This is a genomic window from Pseudomonas sp. B414 (assembly GCF_055408445.1).
Window position 1 is genome coordinate 147,171 of record NZ_JBUZTQ010000006.1, and the last position, 17,960, is coordinate 165,130.

Genomic DNA, 17,960 nt, shown 5'->3' on the forward strand with positions numbered 1-17,960 from the left:
TGTCAGCTTTGTGCTTATCGCGGTTTGGAGACGGTCAGCATTTGCCCTGGCTTAAGGGCTTTGGCGCTGTTTGGATTCCAGCGCTTGAGATGCTGCATTTCAACGTTGAAACGCTTGGCTACCAAATACAGGGAATCGCCTTTCTGGACCTTGTATTGGGTCGGCTTTTTGCCTGAGGGCTTGCGTGTGTCCTGCATGACCAGGGTCTGACCGGCCTTGAGGTTGTTGCCGCTGAGTTTGTTCCAGCGTTGCAGGTCTTTGACATTAACCTTGTTGGCCTTGGCAATCAGGGTCAGGTTGTCGCCACTTTTAACCCGGTACTTGCGATTCAGGCGAGCTGGCGATGTGCTGGCAACCTTGTCAAACACCGGCTTGTTCGGGCGCAGGCTGACCAATTGGTCGGAACTGAGGTTGGACAGGCTGGCAGTCAGCAGTTGCGCTTTGGCCGTGGGTACCAGCAAGTGCTGCGGGCCATCGGTGGTGGCACGTTGCTTGTAGGCCGGATTGAGCTGGAACATCTCGTCTTCGTCGATCTCGGCCAGGGCTGCCACGCGGGACAGGTCCATGGACTGCTTGATCTCGACCATTTCGAAGTAGGGTTCGTTGGCGATGGGGTTCAGGTTGATGCCGTAGGCTTCAGGGGCCAGAACCACCTGGGACAGGGCCAGCAGCTTTGGCACGTAGTCTTTGGTTTCCTGCGGCAGGGGCAGGTTCCAGTAGTCGGTCGGCAGGCCGAGCTTTTCGTTGCGTTCGATGGCCCGGCTTACAGTGCCTTCGCCAGCGTTGTAGGCCGCCAGGGCCAGCAGCCAGTCGCCGTTGAACATGTCATGCAGACGGTTCAGGTAGTTCAGGGCCGCCAAAGTCGAGGCGGTAATGTCGCGACGACCATCGTAGGCACGGGTTTGACGCAGATTGAAATAGCGGCCCGTCGATGGAATGAACTGCCAGAGCCCGACCGCATTGGCGTGGGAATATGCCATTGGGTTGTAGGCACTTTCGATGGCTGGCAACAGGGCCAGTTCCAGCGGCATATTGCGTTCTTCGAGGCGCTCCACGATGTAGTGGATATAAAGGCTGCCGCGCTCGCCGGCGTTTTCCAGGAATGACGGGTTGCTGGCAAACCACAGGCGCTGTTGTTCAATGCGCGGGTTGACGTTCTGACCGTCCTGCAACTTGAAACCCTGGCGCATCCGTTCCCACACATCTTGTGGGGCAATCGGGCTGGGCTTTTCGCTGAGCCAGAGCGGCTCCTGGGGGATGCGTTTGGTGATTTTAAGGCTGGCCCGTTCGCTGGTTTGCGCCGAATGGTCCATGGATTGGCAGCCCGCGAGAGTGGCGGACACAGCCACCGCGATGGCTTTAACCAAGCGCGTCAATGCGTCTGAATTGATGGAGTAACCTTTAAATGACGACATTGTTTTGAAAAAAGTTCAGGAAAAAATGTCGGGGGATTCTAGGAAGCAGGGCGCGCGCGGTCAACCGTTGAGAACTTTTGTGCTAACCGCGGCCGCTTTTAGAACTTGTCTTTCCAACTGCGCAAGCTGGCAAAGACCGCACTCGGCGAGTCATTGTCGCGGGAATTCCACTCGTCAGCTTTTTCTTTAACAGATGTTTCACGGACTCGCAGAAAGGGGTTTGTGCGTAGTTCGAGGGCAATAGATGATGGCAAGCTGATGCGACCTGCGGCGCGCCATTGCGTGACTTGAGCCACTCGCGCGGCAATATCCGGGTTGTTGGGCTCGACCGCCTGGGCAAAACGCAAATTGCTCAGGGTGTATTCGTGGGTGCAGTACACCGCAGTGTGGGCGGGCAGGGCAGCCAGCCGGCTCAGGGAGTGATGCATCTGCTCGGGGGTACCTTCGAACAGCCGGCCACAACCGGCGGCAAACAGGGTGTCGCCACAGAACAGCAGGGGCGCCCCCGGGTCTTCATGATAGTAGGCAATATGTCCCAGGGTATGACCCGGTACCAGCAGTACCCGGAACTCAAGGCCCAGCACTTCGATGCAGTCGCCGTCATTGAGTGCCACTTGTCGGGCCGGGATGGTCTCGAGTGCCGGGCCCCACACCTTCGCGTTAGTGTGTTGTTGAAGCTGCTCAACCCCGCCCACATGATCGAAGTGGTGATGGGTGACCAAAATGTCGCTCAGTACCCAGCCCGGGTGCTGCTCCAGCCAGGCCAGCACCGGCGCGGCATCACCCGGATCGACCACGGCACAGCGCTTGTGGCTGGTGTCCTGTAACAACCAGATGTAGTTGTCATTGAAGGCGGGCAGGGCGTCGATCTGTAACATGGTGCAATTCCCAAGTGCGAAACAATGGCGCATCTTAGGGCTTGTGATAGGTAGATGGCGAGTTGGAGGAGCAATGACCGACAAAGCATTGGCTCAGGCGGACCCTGAGTGGCTGGCGCTGATCAGCTCGGCGCGTGAATGGCTGTCCGGGCCTCTCGGGCAACTGTTGCTCGAAGACGAGCAGCGGATCCTCGAGGACGAACTGGGGCGCTTTTTCGGCGGTTATCTGGTGCATTACGGACCTGGTGCCGATCCTGCCCCGGAGGCTGCGCAAGTGCGTCGCAGCGTGCGTCTTGGCGCACCTTTGCCGGGTGTTGAAATCTTCTGCGAAGAACAGGCCTGGCCACTGTGCGAGCACGCGGCCGATGTAGTGGTGTTGCAGCATGGCCTGGATTTTTGCCTTTCGCCCCATGGCCTCTTGCGCGAAGCGGCCAGGAGCGTTCGCCCCGGCGGGCACTTGCTGATTGTCGGGATCAACCCCTGGAGCAGTTGGGGATTGCGCCATGCATTTACCAAGGACGCCCTGCGCAAGGCCCGTTGCATTTCCCCTTCACGGGTTGCTGACTGGCTGAACCTGCTGGGCTTTGCGCTGGAGAAACGCCGCTACGGGTGCTATCGTCCGCCGCTCGCGTCCAAGGCGTGGCAAAGCCGTTTATCCGGCTGGGAGCGCAAGGCCGGTAGCTGGCAATTGGCCGGTGGCGGCTTCTATGTGCTGGTTGCGCGCAAAATGGTGGTGGGCTTGCGTCCCGTCAACCCGCTACGTCGCGAGCCAATGGGCAAGCTGGTGCCCTTGCAGATGGCCAAGGTCAATCGGCGCCATACTGAACCCTGAATTTTTAATGGGTCGGGTCTACCCGGCTCAGGTACTGCCCATTGCCAATGGTCAGGCCATAAGCAGCCTTTTCTGGAAAGTTTGTAATGATCGATAGCGTTGAAATGTTCACCGATGGTGCCTGCAAGGGCAATCCTGGCCCCGGCGGCTGGGGTGCGCTGCTGGTCTGCCAGGGCGTTGAAAAGGAACTCTGGGGCGGCGAGCCCAATACCACCAACAATCGCATGGAACTGATGGCCGCTATTCGCGGGCTTGAAGAACTCAAGCGGCCCTGTGAAGTGTTGCTGGTGACCGACTCGCAGTATGTGATGAAAGGCATCACCGAGTGGATGGTCAACTGGAAAAAACGCGGCTGGAAAACCGCCTCCAAGGAACCGGTGAAAAATGCCGACCTGTGGAAGCTGCTTGATGAGCAGGTCAACCGTCACACCGTGAAGTGGCAGTGGGTGCGCGGGCATATTGGCCATCCCGGCAACGAGCGCGCTGACCAGTTGGCCAATCGCGGGGTAGACCAGGTACGGGGAATCAAGCATGCGTAGTGTTGTACTCGATACTGAAACCACCGGTATGCCGGTCACCGACGGTCACCGGGTGATCGAGATCGGTTGCGTCGAGTTGATGGGGCGCCGTTTGACCGGCCGCCACTTTCACGTGTACCTGCAACCGGACCGTGAAAGTGACGAGGGCGCCATTGGCGTCCACGGTATTACCAACGAATTCCTGGTGGGCAAGCCGCGCTTTGCCGAAGTGGCCGATGAGTTTTATGAATTTATCAAGGGCGCCCAGCTGATCATTCATAACGCCGCGTTCGACGTGGGCTTTCTGAATAACGAATTCGCCCTGATCGGGCAAACGGATCGGGCAGACCTTACGCAGTACTGCACCATCCTCGATACCCTGGCCATGGCGCGGGCCCGTCACCCGGGCCAGCGCAACAGCCTCGACGCCCTGTGCAAACGCTATGGCGTCGACAACTCGGGCCGTGAACTGCACGGCGCCTTGCTCGACTCCGAGATCCTGGCAGATGTTTACCTGACCATGACCGGCGGCCAGACCAGCCTGTCGTTGGCTGGTAATGCTTCTGACGGTAATGGTTCGGGGGAAGGATCAGGCAACCAGGCCAGCGAAATTCGCCGCCTGTCGGCCGAGCGGCAGCCGGGCCGGATTATTCGTGCAAGTGAAAGCGACTTGGCCGAGCATGCGGCTCGACTCGAAGCCATTGCCAAATCGGCGGGCGGTCCATCGTTGTGGGCTCAGCTTCTTGATGCGAAGGGGCAGACGCTGCAATAAGTCTTGTGTAGTCGCGGCCGCAGGCTGCGAAGGCTTGCGCAGCAAGCCGGTGCCAGCATCGACGACAGGAAATAAGGATTTTTCATGCATCTGGTCATCAGCCCCAAAGACCCTCAGGTCTCGGTTCGCCTGGCCGACGAAGGTTTCGCCCCGTATGTGTGGTGCAACGACTTCAGCTTCGAGGTGCGTGCCTACGCCCGTGCCGATCGGCATAAAAAGGTAGAGCACTGGCCGCTGGACCTGATCACGCCTTATCGCAAGTGCTACGGTATCGACCCGGATGAATTTGCCAGTTATCGCGGTGGCAAGGACAGCGATATCTTTATGGCGTATCTGGATAACCAGCCGGTGGGGCATGTAGTGGTCAGCACTAACTGGAACGGCTTTGCCCATGTCGATGAACTGGCCGTAGTCGCCGGTGCCCGTCGCCATGGTGTGGCCAAGTCCTTGCTGGACGTGGTTAAGTTCTGGAGCCACAAGAAAAATCTGCCGGGGATTATGCTAGAGACCCAGAACAACAACCTTGGCGCCTGCCGGTTGTATGAGCGTTGCGGGTATCAGGTGGGTGGCATTGATGATTTGCGTTATCGCGGAATTGATCCGCAGACTCGCGAAGTGGCTATTTTCTGGTATTTGATATTTGAAAGCCAAAATCCGTAAGTTAACTGAGCCGCTGTGTACATATCCGGCATTTGTGTCTAACTGGAATTATGGTTTCGCCCTTACGGCGAGGCACTTTTGTCAAACAGCCACAAAAGTACCCAAAAAGGCCTTGCCCCGTCGTACGGCCTACCGGCCGGCCTGTGTTGTGCTGGTTCGTGCTGCTTTCAAGAGCACCTGCTCACTACAAATATTCGGGATTTTTCGCACAGGTTTGCCAATTGCTGTGGCCGTTGCTCCGCGCCTATAGTCTGCGCTCGCCTAAAAAGGCGACCGGGTTTGGCGACCTGGAACTTGAACAATGGTTACGTGTAGTTGTTGTGATATACGGCAGCGCGTGTATTTTGCATCGCGATGCTTTATGGCAGCTGTGCGTGGGAGATCTTCGGGTCTGCCGGTGTTCCTTGTTCTACCGGTTCGCCAACCCGCGTACAGCGGCCACCTGTTTTCGTTTGGCGACGATAGCTGGTGACTCCAACCAAGCAACAAGAAGCATCACCGATGACTCAACTTCCATTTATCCCGCTAACTGCAATCGACTGCACTATCCCTGCCTTATTGATTGACCGCAATGCGCCGTTGGATGTACTCCACGCCAATGCGGTGGCCCGTGTGCTGGCGGTAACCAAATTGATGGAAACCTTCTCCAGCCGCGAATTGCAGTTGGCGGATTCTGTTGACCTAAAACATGTAGCGACGGTAGCGACGCTTTTACTACGTGATGGTTGCGACTTGTTGAACGTGTTGGGCTGGCGGTTGCAGCCTGAGTAAATCAGCCTTGCAACCTCGTTCCTGCAACCTCGTTCCTGTAGCCGCTGAGGAGCGTAGCGAGGCTGCTATCGGTCGCGAAGCGATCGTAATTCCTGAATCCGGGATTTACCTGATCCACCGTAGTGTCTGGTTTTACGACTGCTGCGCAGTCGGACGCAGCCTCGCGGAGCTCGTCAACGACTACAGGGATTGCGCGCACTCACGCTAAACAGGCCGGCCGGTCGGCCGCCTCGGCCGGGTTTTCATCTACTGCCCTCCCGGGAGGCCGAATGGAGGTTCTGTGCAGTGGGTCGACCGGCATGGATGCCGGGAGAGCTGCGATGGGCCATGGATGGCCCGTGGCGGCGTGCCCACGGAGCAGAGCCGGAGTGAGGGTACCTGAGCGAAGCGAGGGCCGTACGATGGGGCAAGGCCTTTTTGGGTACTTTTGTGGCTGTTTGACAAAAGTACCTCGCCGTAAGGGCGAAACCATAATTTCAGTTTGACGCAAATGCTGGATATGTACGCGGTGGGCAGGTTACGACTGCTGCGCAGCCGAACGCAGCCTTCGTTCCTCCGATCGAACCGCAACTACAGCACCACCAACCCCTGATCAGCCAGCAATGCCTCGGCCCTTGCCTGCACGATTTCAATCAGCGTCACTAGCGCCAATCCTGGCTGTGAACCTTTGCGGGTCAGTGCATACAGGGTCACCGGAATGGCCGGTGATATCGGGCATACATCCAGCCCGCCCGCTCTGGCGCCCACTGCCGTAAACGGGTCGACCAGGGCTAGCCCCTCGCCAGCTTCCACCATGCTGCGCATCATCTGGTAGCTCTGCACCTGAATCTGCACCACCGGCGCCGGGCGCACGGCTTGCAGCTTGCTGTCGAGCAGGCGACTCAAAGGGTCGTGTTGCTGCAGGCTGATCATTGCTTGCCCCGCCAGCTCTTGCAGCGCGATGTATTTGTGCTTGGGCGATAACCAGCCGTGAGGCGCCAGAAATTGCACCTTGCCTTGAACCAGAGGCTGAGATTCAACCCCGGACTGGTCCGTTGGCTGCAGGCTCAAGCCAATATCGCACTCGTCCATTAACAGACGGCGCACAATCTCGGCGCAGGGCTGGCTGCTCAAGGTCGTCGGGGTCTCGGGGAAGCGGCGTCGGAGCGCGCCAATGCAGTGAGGCAATAGCGGCTGAGCCAGGGTTTCGCTGCAAACCACACGCAAGGTCGGTTCCTGATGCTGGCGCAACTCGTTGCCAAGCTGGCGCAGTGGCTCAAGTGCCTCATACAGCTGGTTGATCAGGGGTTGCAGCACAAGGGTATCGCGGGTGGCTTGCAGCCGCCCGCGAACACTGGCAAACAGCATAAAGCCCAATTGCTGCTCGGCTTCCTGCAGCGTGGCGCTGAGGGTGGCCGTAGGCAATTGCAGCAACTCGGCAGCATGGCCGAGGTTGCCGGTTTGCAAGATGGCTTGAATTACTTCGATGTGGCGTAGACGCATGCTGGTGTCCTGTCTCGCAAATACTGATCCTTTTTGACGGCGTCTGTTGTCGTCATGCCGCGTTGCCGCTCCTCCCCATAGCCAGCTATGAGTCGTCGCGGCGCCTTGCCTGACAACAACAGCCACTCGTCAAAAAAGGATCGTATTCACGAGACAGGACACTAGTGTCCGGCAGATGAGGTTTCAGCGTTGCAAACGCCTGATCCATGTCTCATCCTTTGACTTTAAACGTGTACGCCCTGAACGGCAGATCAGGCCGCGACGACGGGGGACGGGTCGCGAACCAGAATGACACCCGACTGCACCAGCTCGAAGTTGTTGTCATCGTGCTTTTTGACGCGATCGCCAATGGCCAGTTTGTACGTTATTACGGGCTGGTCGCCGGTTGCTTGTGCATCTTCAAATTCATGCACGGAATAGACACGGCCTTCCGCATCTCTTGCATGAAATTGTCCAACGAGAACTGCCGCCATTTGTAGAGAACCTCTGGAGATAAACACCCAATTTGCGGTTCTGTAGACCGTTGTTCAGCAGGGGAAGTTTAACAATGTGAAAAAAATAGTCCCCCTACTTTACAGGCTTGCAGGTCGATAGGGTGAACTGGGGTGCAAGAAAGCCGTCCGATCATCTATAACTACTCTTCCTACAGCTACTGACTCGGGGTTTTCCATGAGCAAGGTCTACAGTGTTGCAGTGTTGGTTGGCAGTTTGAGGAAGGATTCGCTCAATCGAAAAGTGGCCCAGGCCCTGGCAGAACTGGCGCCGCCCAGCCTGAAACTGTTTATTGTCGAGATCGGTGAGCTGGCGCTTTATAACGAAGACATTGATGGCGCGTCGCCGCCAGCGCCCTACACCGTGTTCCGCGATCAGATCCGCCCGGCCGATGCCGTGCTGTTTGTGACCCCCGAGTACAACCGTTCGGTGCCAGGCGTGTTGAAAAACGCCATTGATGTCGGTTCGCGGCCTTATGGGCAAAGTGTCTTCAGTGGCAAGCCGGGCGCAGTGATCAGCGTTTCGCCGGGGGCGATTGGCGGCTTTGGGGCGAATCATCATTTGCGCCAGTCGCTGGTGTTCCTTGATGTGCCGTGCATGCAGCAGCCTGAGGCTTACCTGGGAGGGGCAGGGGATGCGTTTGATGCATCTGGCAAGCTGTCGGATAAAACCCGACCGTTTCTGCAGAAATTTATCGATCAGTTTGCCGGGTGGGTTGAACGCCATCGTTAACAGGGCAAAAGCCGCAAGCACCATGCGTGCGGCTTGAACCTTGCGGCCATCAACTGCTTTGTGGCATCTCACCCTTGGCCAGGCGCCGGTTGATATCGGCAATCACGTCCGGCAGGTCGCTGATGGTGTCGATCAGGTAGTGCGGGCGGGAACCTGCGAACAGGGCGTGAATGCGCGTGCGCTCGCTGGCCAGAGTGGCGGCGTCCAGTGCTTTGTACTGCTCGTAGCTCAAGCCTAGGGCATTGCCTGAACACACCAGTGCGACGGTCCACATGCCCGCGCGGCGACCTTCAAGAATGCCCGGCACGGTGTCGTCGATCTTGACGCAGGCGCCCACATCATCGATGCCCAGCGCGATCACGTTGGCCAGTGCCTGAGCGGGCCAAGGGCGACCATTAGGGACTTCATCGGTGGCCACGACGTGGTCGGCAACGTAGCCATTGGTGGCGGCCAGTTCAACCACTTTGGCCATGACTTGCGCCGGGTAGCCCGAGCATGAACCGATCTTGATGCCTTGCTCACGCAGTTGGGCGATGGTGTCCAGCGCACCGGGGATCAACGCGGAATGCTCGGCGATTTTTTCGATTTGCAGTGGCATAAAGCGTTGGTAGATCGCGGTCACGTCTTCATCAGTCGGCGCGCGGCCAAATACTTTTTTGTAGCGTTCGGTGATTTGCGGCTGATCACACAGGGTGCGGATATGGTCCCACTTGCCCATGCCCATGGGGCCGCGGGCTTCTTCGATGGACACCTGCACGTCGAACTCGGCAAAGGCTTCGACAAAAATCTGGGTAGGGGCAAACGAGCCAAAGTCGACCACGGTACCTGCCCAGTCGAGGATGGCGGCTTGCAGCTTGCTTGGGTTGGTGTAGTTCATGTCAGTAAATCCTGTGTGAGCGGGCTGTGCCGCACGAAGTAATTTGGGTTGCTGCTAGCACATCAGATTTCAAAAACTTCCATCTCTTTCAGCACCTGGCCTACAGCGCTCACCGCCGCCTGCATCTCGGCCTGGTTGACGTGGCCAATGCAGCCCACGCGAAATGTTTCAACCTGGGTCAATTTGCCCGGATACAGGATGAAACCCTTGGCCTTGACCCGTTCGTAGAACTCCTTGAACTGGTAGCGCGGATCTGTGGGCGCATGGAAGGTGACGATAATCGGCGCCTGAATGGCCTCTGGCAGGAAGCTGCGGATACCCAATTTGGCCATGCCGTCGAGCAGTGCCTGGCAGTTGTTGGCGTAACGCTGGTGGCGAGCAGGCAAGCCGCCTTCTTCGTTGTATTGCAGCAGCGCTTCGTGCAGGGCCGCGACCACGTGTGTCGGCGGGGTAAAGCGCCATTGTCCGGTTTTGCTCATGTAAGCGTGCTGATCGTGCAGGTCCATTGCCAGTGAATGGCTGTTACCAGCGGCGTTGCCCAGCGCTTCTTTGCGGGCGAACACAAAGCCCATGCCGGGTACGCCTTCCAGGCATTTGCCGGAGGCAGCAATCAATGCGTCAAAAGGCACTTGCCGGGCATCGATCGGCAAGGCGCCAAAGGAGCTCATGGCGTCGATAATCAGCCGTTTGCCGTGCCGGGCGATGACTGCGGCAATCTCGGGCAGCGGGTTAAGGATGCCGGTACTGGTTTCGCAGTGGATCAAGGCCACATGGCTGATGCTCGGGTCGGCACGCAGCAGGCGGTCGACGTCGGCAGCGGTGGTGGGTTCATCTTCAGCGGTTTCAAACGTGCTGAAGCGTCGACCCAGTACCTCGCAGATCTTGGCCAGGCGTTTGCCGTAGGCGCCGTTGATCAGCACCAGTACATTGCCGTCTCGTGGTACCAGGGTGCCGATGGCAGCTTCGACGGCGAAGGTGCCGCTGCCTTGCAGGGGTACGCAATGATGGCTGTCTGCGCCGTTGATAATGGCCAGCAGCTGTTCGCAGAGGCTGGCAGTCAGCTGGTTGAAGCTGTCATCCCATGAGCCCCAGTCGACCATCATCGCCTGGCGGGTACGCGCCGAGGTTGTCAGGGGGCCAGGGGTCAGCAGGATCGGCGCGGCAGTACTCATTCTGGTTTCCTCACAAGCGTTGGGATGGCTACTGGATACACGGCATAAATTGCAGTTTGAGTTGCTATCAATCAAATTGTTTGTTGTTATGCCAGCCATCAGTGAGGCTTATAGATATGAATTTATTCCAGCTGCGTGCGTTTGATGCGGTGGCCCGTGAAGGCAGTTTTACCCGGGCGGCGGCCCGTCTGTTTATCAGCCAGCCGGCGGTGACCGGGCATATCAAGGCGCTTGAAGAGCACTACCAGATCACCTTGCTGCGACGCACGGCGCGGCGGGTGGAATTGACCGAGGAGGGCACCAAGCTGGCGGCGATTACCCGGGCCATGTTCGGGTTGGTGGATGAGGCCCAGGTCATGCTGGAGGCCAATCGGCAGTTGCTCACCGGGCGGCTTGAGGTGGCAGCCGATGGCCCGCATCTGGTGATGCCGATGCTGGCGAGCCTGCGCGCACGCTACCCGGGGATTACCGTAAATTTGCGTTTGGGCAATGCCCAGGAAACCCTGGCGGCGTTGTTGTCCGAGCATGCTGATGTGGCGGTGCTGACCGAAGTGGAGCCGCGCAAGGGCCTGACTTTGCGTGCGTTGGATGAGTCGCGGATATGCGCTTTGGTGCCTGCCCATCACCCGTGGCTGGCGCTGGCAGATGGTATTGCTATTGAGCAACTGGATCAGGTGATCATGGTATTGCGTGAGCCGACTTCGATTACCCGGCGTACTTTCGATAGCGCCTGTGAACAGGCGGGGGTCACCCCGCGGGTGTTGCTGGAGCTGGACAGTCGTGAGGCTGTCACCGAGGCCGTGGCAGCGCAGTTGGGCGTGGGCATTGTGTCGTCGGCAGAAGTCAGCCATGACCCCCGTGTGTGTGCGGTGCCGATCAATGGTGCAGGGCTGGTCAACCTGCATATGCTCGGTTGCATGGAGCGGCGGGCCGAGTTGCGCTTGATCAAGGCGTTTATGGAACTGGCACCGTAGAAACGTCGCGACCCTGTGGGAGCGGGCTTGCTCGCGAAGGTAGCGCCGCGGTGTTCCTGGCAGTCCGTGTCGCTTGAATCGCGAGCAAGCCCGCTCCCACAAATTTCGTGCCGCCGCTACCACGTTTGAGGGGATGGTGAGCTTTTACAAACTCTCCCGCACTATCTCCAAAAAAGTCGCCACCACCCGCCGCGAGCTCTGCTCTTGCAGGCATACCAGGGTCTCGGTCAGGCGTCTTTTGCAGTCGGTGATGGGCAGGGCGCATACCCGTGAGTCCGAGCCGAATTCCGCTGCCGAGACCACCCCCACGCCAATCCCGACCACCACCGCTTCACGGGCAGCCTCGCGGCCCTCAACCTGGATTGCGGCGCGGATGCGCAAGCCTGCCTGGCTCATTTCTTCTTCAAGGGTTTGCCGGGTCACCGAACCCACCTCACGCAACACCAGCGGTGTGTCATCCAGGTCGGCCAGGCAGATGGAGCTGCGACTGGCCCACGGGTGGGTGCGCGCCACAAACGCCACCATCGGATCGCTGCGCAAGGGCACGCTCAGCAGTCGCTCGTCGCTGATATCGCGTCCCAATAGGGCCAGGTCCGCCTGGTAATTGAACAGCCGCGCCAGGGATTCGTCGGTGTTGCCGGTTTCGATTTTTACCGTGATGCCGGGGTAGCGCTCGCAGAAACGGGCGATTTGCGGCAGTACGTGAACCGGGGCGTCCACCGCCAGAATCAGGCTGCCGGTTTGCAGGGCCTGGGAGTCCTGCAGCAACTCCTGGGCCTCGGCCTGCACCACAAACAGGCGCTGGGTGATGCTCAGCAGGCGCTCGCCCAGGTCGGTCAGGCGCACCGAGCGTTTGTTGCGGTGAAACAGCAACACGCCAAAACGCTCTTCAAGTTTGCGCACCTGATCGGAGATGGCCGGCTGGCTTAAAAACAACCTTTCGGCGGCGCGGGTAAAACTGCCGTGGACAGCAACTGCGTGAAAGGCCCTCAACTGCGCGTGGGAAACCGACATCGGATAACCTCTTACAAGCTGGACTTATGAGTGAAATACGATAAATCGATTTTACCTATTAATCAGTAATTGCTTTGATCGACCTCAGCCCGACGTTATGTCCTCGATAGCGCCGGGTCGTGACACGTTCTTGAACGACCCTAAAACCCAAGAAAAACGGGCGTTCATGGTGTGTCTGATAAATACCGCCCTGGTCTGAAGGGCGGTATTGAAGTGCTCAACACAATAAAAAAACAGGCGTTCTTTTCTGATTCTGCCGGCACATTCCACCTCTGAGGTCAGACCCGACATGAACAAGTCCATTGCCACCATCAAACGTTGGCGCGTGCAGATTTTTGCTATCACCTGGCTGGCCTACGCGGCCTTTTACTTCACCCGCAAAGCTTTTGCCGTTGCCAAGTTGGGGATCGGCGAAGACCCCAGCTTTCATCTGGACAAGATGGCCATGGCCAACCTCGATGCCATCTACCTGGCTGCCTATGCCGTAGGGCAATTTACCTGGGGCATCCTCGCCGATCGCTTTGGCCCCCGGGTTGTGGTGCTGGGCGGTTTGATCATCTCGGCGCTGGCGGCGCTGGTCATGGGCACCTACGCCACTCTGCCGATCTTTGCCACCTGCATGCTGATCCAGGGGCTGGCGCAATCGACAGGCTGGTCGGGGCTGTGCAAAAACATCGGCAGTTTCTTCCCCTCTGAGCAACGCGGTCGGGTGCTGGGGCTATGGAGTTCGTGCTACGCCTTTGGCGGGCTGGTGGCTTCACCCTTTGCCGGGTGGTGGGCCTATACGCTGGTTGGCAGCTGGCATGCCGCGTTTATTTCCAGTGCCGCAGTGGTAGCAGTGGTGGCGGTGCTGTTCTTTATCTTCCAGCGCAACAAACCGGAAGATGTCGGCCTGCCAGCGGTTGAGCCAGAACCGGAAATGAGCGCCGATGAAGTTGCTGCCGAAAAGCGCATCAGCGTGTGGGCACCCCTGCGCGAGATCATGCGCAATCGCACGGTACTGACCCTGGGCCTGGCGTATTTCATGCTCAAACCCGCGCGCTACGCGATTCTGTTGTGGGGCCCGGTCATCGTGTTTGAGCAGATGCCGCAAGTGGGCAAAGTCGGCGCTGCAATCATTCCTACTGCCTTTGAACTGGCAGGGTTGCTGGGGCCGATCATGATCGGCCTGGCTTCCGACAAGCTCTTTGGCGCCCGGCGCATGCCAGCCTGTGTCTTGAGCTTGCTGGCGCTGACCATTTCCCTCGCGTTCTTTATGGGTGCACTACATACCGGCAGCGTGGCGCTGGTGGTGGCCCTGCTGTTCTTTATGGGCTTGACCCTGTACGGGCCGGATTCGATGATCAGTGGTGCTGCCGCCATCGACTTCGGCACCGCCAAAGCCGGCGCTACCGCAGCAGGCTTCGTCAATGGCTGCGGTTCGGTCGGGGCGATTCTCGGCGGTTTGCTGCCCGGCTATTTCGACACGGTCACGGTGTTTATCGTGTTTGCCTGTTGCGCGCTGTTTTCCTCGCTGGTGCTGATCCCGCACTGGAACAGCCGACCTGCGGGGCTCAAGCCCTATTGCGCCTTTGTGCCCAACCATCCCTTGCTGATCAAACCCTTGCGCACCTGAGTGGGAGAACTATCCATGCGACCTTTTTGGCTGGAGCAGGCGCTTGCCCTGGAAACTAGCGAACCTTGTGACGCGCTGGCCGGCGAGAGCCGTGCCCAGGTCTGTATCGTGGGCGGCGGCTACACCGGATTGTGGACGGCCATCATGCTCAAGGAGCAAAACCCCGAGCTGGATGTGGTGCTGATTGAGGCTGATATCTGTGGCGCAGGTGCCAGCGGGCGTAACGGTGGTTGTGCGCTGTCGTGGTCGGCCAAGTACTTCACCCTTGAACGCTTGTTCGGGGTGGAGGAGGCGGTACGGCTGGTCAAGGCCTCGGAGCAGAGCATTTATGCGATTGGCGCGTTCTGCGAAAAGTATGCGGTGGATGCCGATTATCGCCTCGATGGCACCCTGTATACCGCGACCAATCAGGCCCAGGTCGGTTCGACCGACGGCGTGATTGCGGCGCTGGCGCGTCAATCCATCAACTCGTTCAGCAAGTTGCCGGTTGACGAGGTGCAGCGCCGGGCCGGCTCGGCCCAGCATGTGGAAGGCTGGTTTTCCCCGGCGGCGGCCAGCGTCCAGCCGGGCAAGCTGGTGCGCGGACTGCGCCGGGTGGCTTTGCAGTTGGGGGTGCGGATTTATGAAAACACCCCGATGATCGGGCTGGAGGAGGGCGCCCCGGCACTGATCCGCACCTCGGCCGGGAGCATCCGTGCTGACCGCGTGGTGCTGGCGATGAATGCCTGGATGGCCCGGGCATTCCCGCAGTTCGAGCGCAGTGTGGCGATTGTGTCCAGCGATATGCTGATCACCGAACCGCGCCCGGATCTGTTGCAGGAAATCGGCCTGACCAGCGGTGTGACCGTGCTCGATTCGCGCATTTTCGTGCACTACTACCACAACACCCCGGACGGGCGAATCATGCTGGGCAAGGGCGGTAACACCTTTGCCTATGGCGGGCGAATGCTGCCGGTGTTTGATCAGCCTTCGCCTTATGCCGGGTTGCTGGGCCAAAGCCTGGCGCAGTTTTTTCCGGCCTTTGCCGGGGTTGGCGTGGAAGCGACCTGGAACGGGCCTTCGGACCGTTCTGTCACCGGTTTGCCGTTTTTTGGTCAGATGAGCAGCCATGGCAATGTCTTCTATGGCTTTGGCTATTCGGGCAGCGGCGTGGGGCCATGCCATATGGGCGGGCAGATATTGGCGTCGCTGGTGCAGGGGCTGGCCAATGACTGGACACGCTCGCCGCTGGTCAATGGCCCGTTGGGGTATTTCCCGCCAGAGCCGATTCGTTACCTGGGTTCGCTGATGGTGCGCAATGCCATTCGGCGCAAGGAGCGGGCCGAGGATCATGGCCATCGGCCCCGGCATCTGGACGTGCGCCTGGCCCGATTTGCCGCGGCTGCGGGCAAGGCTGACAAGGGCTAAGCAGGTATTGATTGGATTTTTTGGTCGATTGACGACTTCTTGCCGGTTAAACTTGCACCCATTCGACGGCCGATATGCCGCGACACACCAGATTGAGAGAGTGAGTAATGGGCGCACAGTGGAAGGTTAAACATAAAGCGGACGCCGCCAACAGCCGCGGCAAGATTTTTGGCAAGCTGGCCAAGGAGCTGACGGTTGCTGCCCGCAACGGCGCCGACCCGGACATGAACTCGCACTTGCGTCTGGTCTATGAACAGGCCAAGAAAGCCTCGATGCCGGCTGACACCATCAAGCGCGCGATCAACAAGGGTGCCGGTATCGGTACTGAGGCCGTGCAATACCACCGCGTAACGTACGAAGGTTTTGCCCCGCATCAGGTGCCGCTGATCGTTGAGTGCCTGACGGACAATATCAACCGTACTGTGGCGGAAATCCGCGTTGCCTTCCGCAAGGGCCAGTTGGGCGCTTCGGGTTCGGTGGCCTGGGATTTCAACCACGTAGGCATGATCGAAGCCAAACCGGATACCCCGGACGCCGATCCGGAGATGGCCGCGATTGAAGCGGGCGCCCAGGATTTCGAAGAAGGTGAAGAAGAAGGCACGACCTTGTTTATCACCGAGCCGACTGACCTGGACGCGGTGCAAAAAGCCCTGCCGGAGCAAGGCTTCACCGTGGTTTCAGCCAAGTTGGGCTACCAGCCGAAAAATCCGGTGAGCGGTTTGACCGACGAGCAAATGGCTGAAGTCCAGGAGTTCCTGGCCAAGCTGGAAGAGCAGGACGACGTGCAGGATATGTTTGTGGCGTTGGCGTAAGGCGGGTCATACCGACTTCACCGACGTTATCGATGTGTAGTCGCTGCCGAGGAACGAAGGCTGCGAGCCTTTACGATCAAAACGAAAGCCGCGAGCCTTTATGATCAAAGAGCTCGCAGCCCTCGTTCCTCGGCAGCGACTACAGGTTTAGCCCAGCATGCGTATGACTTGTGCAAAATCCGGTCGCGCCAGCACTTCTGGCTGGATGCAGCGCTGTTGCAACTCTTGCAAAGCAGCGCGCTGGTGATCACTCAAACCTGAGTCGATCCGCTCCAGCAATTCCCCCAGCAAAATCCCGAATGCCCGCACTTCGATGCGCTGCAGCGCCATGCTCTGGGCACTGTCGTCGATGGCGTGGAAGCACGCTGCGCCAAAATCCCCCAGCAGGCAGTCACCCCGGGCATTGAACAGAATATTGTGCGCGTACAAATCGCCATGGCAGATGCCCTGTGCATGCAGGTGGCCTGCCGCCGAGGCGATGCCCCGTGCAATACGCAAGGCGCTGTCGCAGGTAAAACGGGTGCTGTCGGCATACACGTCGCGGCTGCAGGTATCAAAACTGGGCAGGGCCGCCAGGTTGATAAACGACGGGTCGATCAATTCCATCACCAGAGCAGCCTGATTGTCAGAATGGCCTGTAACCCGGCCCAGCACCTTGATCAGATTGGGATGCTGGCCCGCAGCGATGCAGGCATTCATTTCATTGAGCGGCGAGCCGTCGCTGGTGATGCTGCCTTTGTACAGTTTTACGGCTACTGACTGGCTAGCCTGATCGGGTGCAATCCAGCGCGCCTGATAAATGACCCCGGAAGCGCCTTCGCCCAGTTTTTGCCCGATCTCAAGCTGCGACCAGTCAATATTAGGCATGTTGTCGGGCGCGCGATAAATGCTGGCGTCTTCACGTAGCGGGTTACCGGCATAGGCCAGCCAGCTCAGGGCAGGCAGTGCCAATACAGTGTCAGGCAGTCCGTCGAACTGGTTGGCAGCCAGGCGGATCAACTCCAGGCGCTCGCAGTTGGCCAGGCTGCGGGGCAGTTGCTGCAAACGGTTACCTGCCAGCATCAGCTTTTGCAGCAGTGGCCGCTGGCCCAGTTCTTCGGGCAACTGGCTGATGCAGTTGTCGGTCAGGATCAGCCAGCGCAGCAAGGGTGGTAGCGCCTCGCCCGGCACATGTTCGATGCGGTTGGCCTTGAAGCCGATCATGCTCAACTGTTCGCATTGGCCCAGGCAGGCCGGCAGCTCGGTGAACTGGTTATCCGAGCAAAACAGGATGCGCAAGCGTGTCAGGCGATGCAGGTCGCCGGGCAGGCTGCTCAGGGCATTACCGCTCAGGTTGAGGATTTCCAGTGAGTCCGCCAGCTGGAAAATCTCGACCGGGAACTCGGTCAGGCCGCACGACAGATCAAGGCGTTTGACGCCCGCCAATTGGCTGGCGCGCAGTTTAGCGAGGGTATCCATAAGCAGGATCGGGTACTCGTGGGTGGGCAAATGTGTCGCGCATGATAGCGATTAATCGGCGTTGGGCCGAGCCTTTGCA

At 58.9% G+C, this 17,960-nt stretch carries 18 protein-coding genes; 10 read left to right on the plus strand and 8 right to left on the minus strand.

Features of this window, described 5'->3' with window-relative positions:
* Positions 1 to 14 precede the first annotated feature (14 nt).
* Complete coding sequence (locus ACZRMH_RS07785; RefSeq protein ID WP_464012902.1) at positions 15 to 1,415, minus strand: lytic transglycosylase domain-containing protein; 1,401 nt, start codon at positions 1,413 to 1,415, stop codon at positions 15 to 17.
* Between the two features lie 98 nt (positions 1,416 to 1,513).
* Positions 1,514 to 2,293 (minus strand): hydroxyacylglutathione hydrolase, encoded by a 780-nt coding sequence (gloB, locus tag ACZRMH_RS07790; protein WP_464012903.1) that lies wholly within the window; start codon positions 2,291 to 2,293, stop codon positions 1,514 to 1,516.
* Positions 2,294 to 2,366: 73 nt separating this feature from the next.
* On the opposite strand from gloB, the gene ACZRMH_RS07795 reads away from it, so the two are divergent.
* The 5 genes from ACZRMH_RS07795 to ACZRMH_RS07815 all read left to right on the plus strand — a co-directional run bounded on the left by ACZRMH_RS07795 (position 2,367) and on the right by ACZRMH_RS07815 (position 5,846).
* Positions 2,367 to 3,125, plus strand: coding sequence for a class I SAM-dependent methyltransferase (locus ACZRMH_RS07795; protein WP_464012904.1), 759 nt, complete (start codon positions 2,367 to 2,369; stop codon positions 3,123 to 3,125).
* An 86-nt stretch (positions 3,126 to 3,211) separates the two neighbouring features.
* Positions 3,212 to 3,664, plus strand: coding sequence for a ribonuclease HI (gene rnhA / locus ACZRMH_RS07800; protein ID WP_088377846.1), 453 nt, complete (start codon positions 3,212 to 3,214; stop codon positions 3,662 to 3,664).
* Positions 3,657 to 4,415, plus strand: a complete 759-nt coding sequence (dnaQ, locus tag ACZRMH_RS07805; RefSeq protein WP_464012905.1) for a DNA polymerase III subunit epsilon — start codon at positions 3,657 to 3,659, stop codon at positions 4,413 to 4,415. Before rnhA ends, dnaQ begins: the two co-directional genes overlap by 8 nt.
* 84 nt (positions 4,416 to 4,499) lie before the next feature.
* On the plus strand, positions 4,500 to 5,075 hold the full coding sequence (locus tag ACZRMH_RS07810) for a GNAT family N-acetyltransferase (protein WP_464012906.1): 576 nt from the start codon (positions 4,500 to 4,502) through the stop codon (positions 5,073 to 5,075).
* A 501-nt stretch (positions 5,076 to 5,576) separates the two neighbouring features.
* A complete protein-coding gene (locus ACZRMH_RS07815) occupies positions 5,577 to 5,846 on the plus strand; it encodes a short-chain dehydrogenase (protein WP_464012907.1) in 270 nt (89 codons plus the stop codon).
* A gap of 570 nt (positions 5,847 to 6,416) precedes the next feature.
* Here the strand turns inward: ACZRMH_RS07815 and ACZRMH_RS07820 are convergent.
* The gene (locus ACZRMH_RS07820) at positions 6,417 to 7,328 is read right to left on the minus strand and encodes a LysR family transcriptional regulator (protein ID WP_464012908.1); all 912 of its coding nucleotides are present in this window, start codon (positions 7,326 to 7,328) and stop codon (positions 6,417 to 6,419) included.
* Positions 7,329 to 7,579: 251 nt separating this feature from the next.
* Positions 7,580 to 7,801, minus strand: coding sequence for a hypothetical protein (locus ACZRMH_RS07825; RefSeq protein ID WP_464012909.1), 222 nt, complete (start codon positions 7,799 to 7,801; stop codon positions 7,580 to 7,582).
* A gap of 196 nt (positions 7,802 to 7,997) precedes the next feature.
* Here ACZRMH_RS07825 and ACZRMH_RS07830 point away from each other — a divergent pair, with 196 nt between their 5' ends.
* Complete coding sequence (locus ACZRMH_RS07830) at positions 7,998 to 8,552, plus strand: NADPH-dependent FMN reductase (protein ID WP_464012910.1); 555 nt, start codon at positions 7,998 to 8,000, stop codon at positions 8,550 to 8,552.
* A 49-nt stretch (positions 8,553 to 8,601) separates the two neighbouring features.
* Here the strand turns inward: ACZRMH_RS07830 and phnX are convergent, their stop codons facing one another.
* Both phnX and ACZRMH_RS07840 read right to left on the minus strand, forming a co-directional pair.
* A complete protein-coding gene (phnX, locus tag ACZRMH_RS07835) occupies positions 8,602 to 9,429 on the minus strand; it encodes a phosphonoacetaldehyde hydrolase (RefSeq protein WP_464012911.1) in 828 nt (275 codons plus the stop codon).
* Between the two features lie 62 nt (positions 9,430 to 9,491).
* The gene (locus ACZRMH_RS07840) at positions 9,492 to 10,601 is read right to left on the minus strand and encodes a 2-aminoethylphosphonate--pyruvate transaminase (protein ID WP_464012912.1); all 1,110 of its coding nucleotides are present in this window, start codon (positions 10,599 to 10,601) and stop codon (positions 9,492 to 9,494) included.
* A 116-nt stretch (positions 10,602 to 10,717) separates the two neighbouring features.
* Here ACZRMH_RS07840 and ACZRMH_RS07845 point away from each other — a divergent pair, with 116 nt between their 5' ends.
* Complete coding sequence (locus tag ACZRMH_RS07845) at positions 10,718 to 11,575, plus strand: LysR substrate-binding domain-containing protein (protein WP_464012913.1); 858 nt, start codon at positions 10,718 to 10,720, stop codon at positions 11,573 to 11,575.
* A gap of 144 nt (positions 11,576 to 11,719) precedes the next feature.
* Here the strand turns inward: ACZRMH_RS07845 and ACZRMH_RS07850 are convergent, their stop codons facing one another.
* Complete coding sequence (locus ACZRMH_RS07850; RefSeq protein WP_464012914.1) at positions 11,720 to 12,589, minus strand: LysR substrate-binding domain-containing protein; 870 nt, start codon at positions 12,587 to 12,589, stop codon at positions 11,720 to 11,722.
* A 289-nt stretch (positions 12,590 to 12,878) separates the two neighbouring features.
* On the opposite strand from ACZRMH_RS07850, the gene ACZRMH_RS07855 reads away from it, so the two are divergent.
* The 3 genes from ACZRMH_RS07855 (at position 12,879) to ACZRMH_RS07865 (ending at position 16,423) form a co-directional block, all read left to right on the plus strand.
* The gene (locus ACZRMH_RS07855; protein WP_464012915.1) at positions 12,879 to 14,204 is read left to right on the plus strand and encodes an MFS transporter; all 1,326 of its coding nucleotides are present in this window, start codon (positions 12,879 to 12,881) and stop codon (positions 14,202 to 14,204) included.
* Between the two features lie 15 nt (positions 14,205 to 14,219).
* The gene (locus tag ACZRMH_RS07860; RefSeq protein WP_464012916.1) at positions 14,220 to 15,611 is read left to right on the plus strand and encodes an FAD-dependent oxidoreductase; all 1,392 of its coding nucleotides are present in this window, start codon (positions 14,220 to 14,222) and stop codon (positions 15,609 to 15,611) included.
* A gap of 107 nt (positions 15,612 to 15,718) precedes the next feature.
* Positions 15,719 to 16,423, plus strand: coding sequence for a YebC/PmpR family DNA-binding transcriptional regulator (locus ACZRMH_RS07865; RefSeq protein ID WP_464012917.1), 705 nt, complete (start codon positions 15,719 to 15,721; stop codon positions 16,421 to 16,423).
* Positions 16,424 to 16,570: 147 nt separating this feature from the next.
* On the opposite strand, the gene ACZRMH_RS07870 is transcribed toward ACZRMH_RS07865, so the two are convergent.
* Positions 16,571 to 17,881 (minus strand): protein kinase, encoded by a 1,311-nt coding sequence (locus ACZRMH_RS07870; protein WP_464012918.1) that lies wholly within the window; start codon positions 17,879 to 17,881, stop codon positions 16,571 to 16,573.
* Positions 17,882 to 17,960: the final 79 nt, after the last annotated feature.

Excerpts from the sequence above, each read along its gene's own strand:
- ACZRMH_RS07785 (WP_464012902.1), bottom strand. The coding sequence starts at position 1,415 with ATGTCGTCATTTAAAGGTTACTCCATCAATTCAGACGCATTGACGCGC.
- ACZRMH_RS07870 (WP_464012918.1), bottom strand. The coding sequence starts at position 17,881 with ATGGATACCCTCGCTAAACTGCGCGCCAGCCAATTGGCGGGCGTCAAA.
- ACZRMH_RS07850 (WP_464012914.1), bottom strand. The coding sequence starts at position 12,589 with ATGTCGGTTTCCCACGCGCAGTTGAGGGCCTTTCACGCAGTTGCTGTC.
- rnhA (WP_088377846.1), top strand. The coding sequence starts at position 3,212 with ATGATCGATAGCGTTGAAATGTTCACCGATGGTGCCTGCAAGGGCAAT.
- gloB (WP_464012903.1), bottom strand. The coding sequence starts at position 2,293 with ATGTTACAGATCGACGCCCTGCCCGCCTTCAATGACAACTACATCTGG.
- ACZRMH_RS07855 (WP_464012915.1), top strand. The coding sequence starts at position 12,879 with ATGAACAAGTCCATTGCCACCATCAAACGTTGGCGCGTGCAGATTTTT.
- ACZRMH_RS07860 (WP_464012916.1), top strand. The coding sequence starts at position 14,220 with ATGCGACCTTTTTGGCTGGAGCAGGCGCTTGCCCTGGAAACTAGCGAA.
- ACZRMH_RS07825 (WP_464012909.1), bottom strand. The coding sequence starts at position 7,801 with ATGGCGGCAGTTCTCGTTGGACAATTTCATGCAAGAGATGCGGAAGGC.
- ACZRMH_RS07815 (WP_464012907.1), top strand. The coding sequence starts at position 5,577 with ATGACTCAACTTCCATTTATCCCGCTAACTGCAATCGACTGCACTATC.
- ACZRMH_RS07840 (WP_464012912.1), bottom strand. The coding sequence starts at position 10,601 with ATGAGTACTGCCGCGCCGATCCTGCTGACCCCTGGCCCCCTGACAACC.
- ACZRMH_RS07830 (WP_464012910.1), top strand. The coding sequence starts at position 7,998 with ATGAGCAAGGTCTACAGTGTTGCAGTGTTGGTTGGCAGTTTGAGGAAG.
- ACZRMH_RS07810 (WP_464012906.1), top strand. The coding sequence starts at position 4,500 with ATGCATCTGGTCATCAGCCCCAAAGACCCTCAGGTCTCGGTTCGCCTG.
- ACZRMH_RS07865 (WP_464012917.1), top strand. The coding sequence starts at position 15,719 with ATGGGCGCACAGTGGAAGGTTAAACATAAAGCGGACGCCGCCAACAGC.
- ACZRMH_RS07795 (WP_464012904.1), top strand. The coding sequence starts at position 2,367 with ATGACCGACAAAGCATTGGCTCAGGCGGACCCTGAGTGGCTGGCGCTG.
- phnX (WP_464012911.1), bottom strand. The coding sequence starts at position 9,429 with ATGAACTACACCAACCCAAGCAAGCTGCAAGCCGCCATCCTCGACTGG.
- dnaQ (WP_464012905.1), top strand. The coding sequence starts at position 3,657 with ATGCGTAGTGTTGTACTCGATACTGAAACCACCGGTATGCCGGTCACC.
- ACZRMH_RS07820 (WP_464012908.1), bottom strand. The coding sequence starts at position 7,328 with ATGCGTCTACGCCACATCGAAGTAATTCAAGCCATCTTGCAAACCGGC.
- ACZRMH_RS07845 (WP_464012913.1), top strand. The coding sequence starts at position 10,718 with ATGAATTTATTCCAGCTGCGTGCGTTTGATGCGGTGGCCCGTGAAGGC.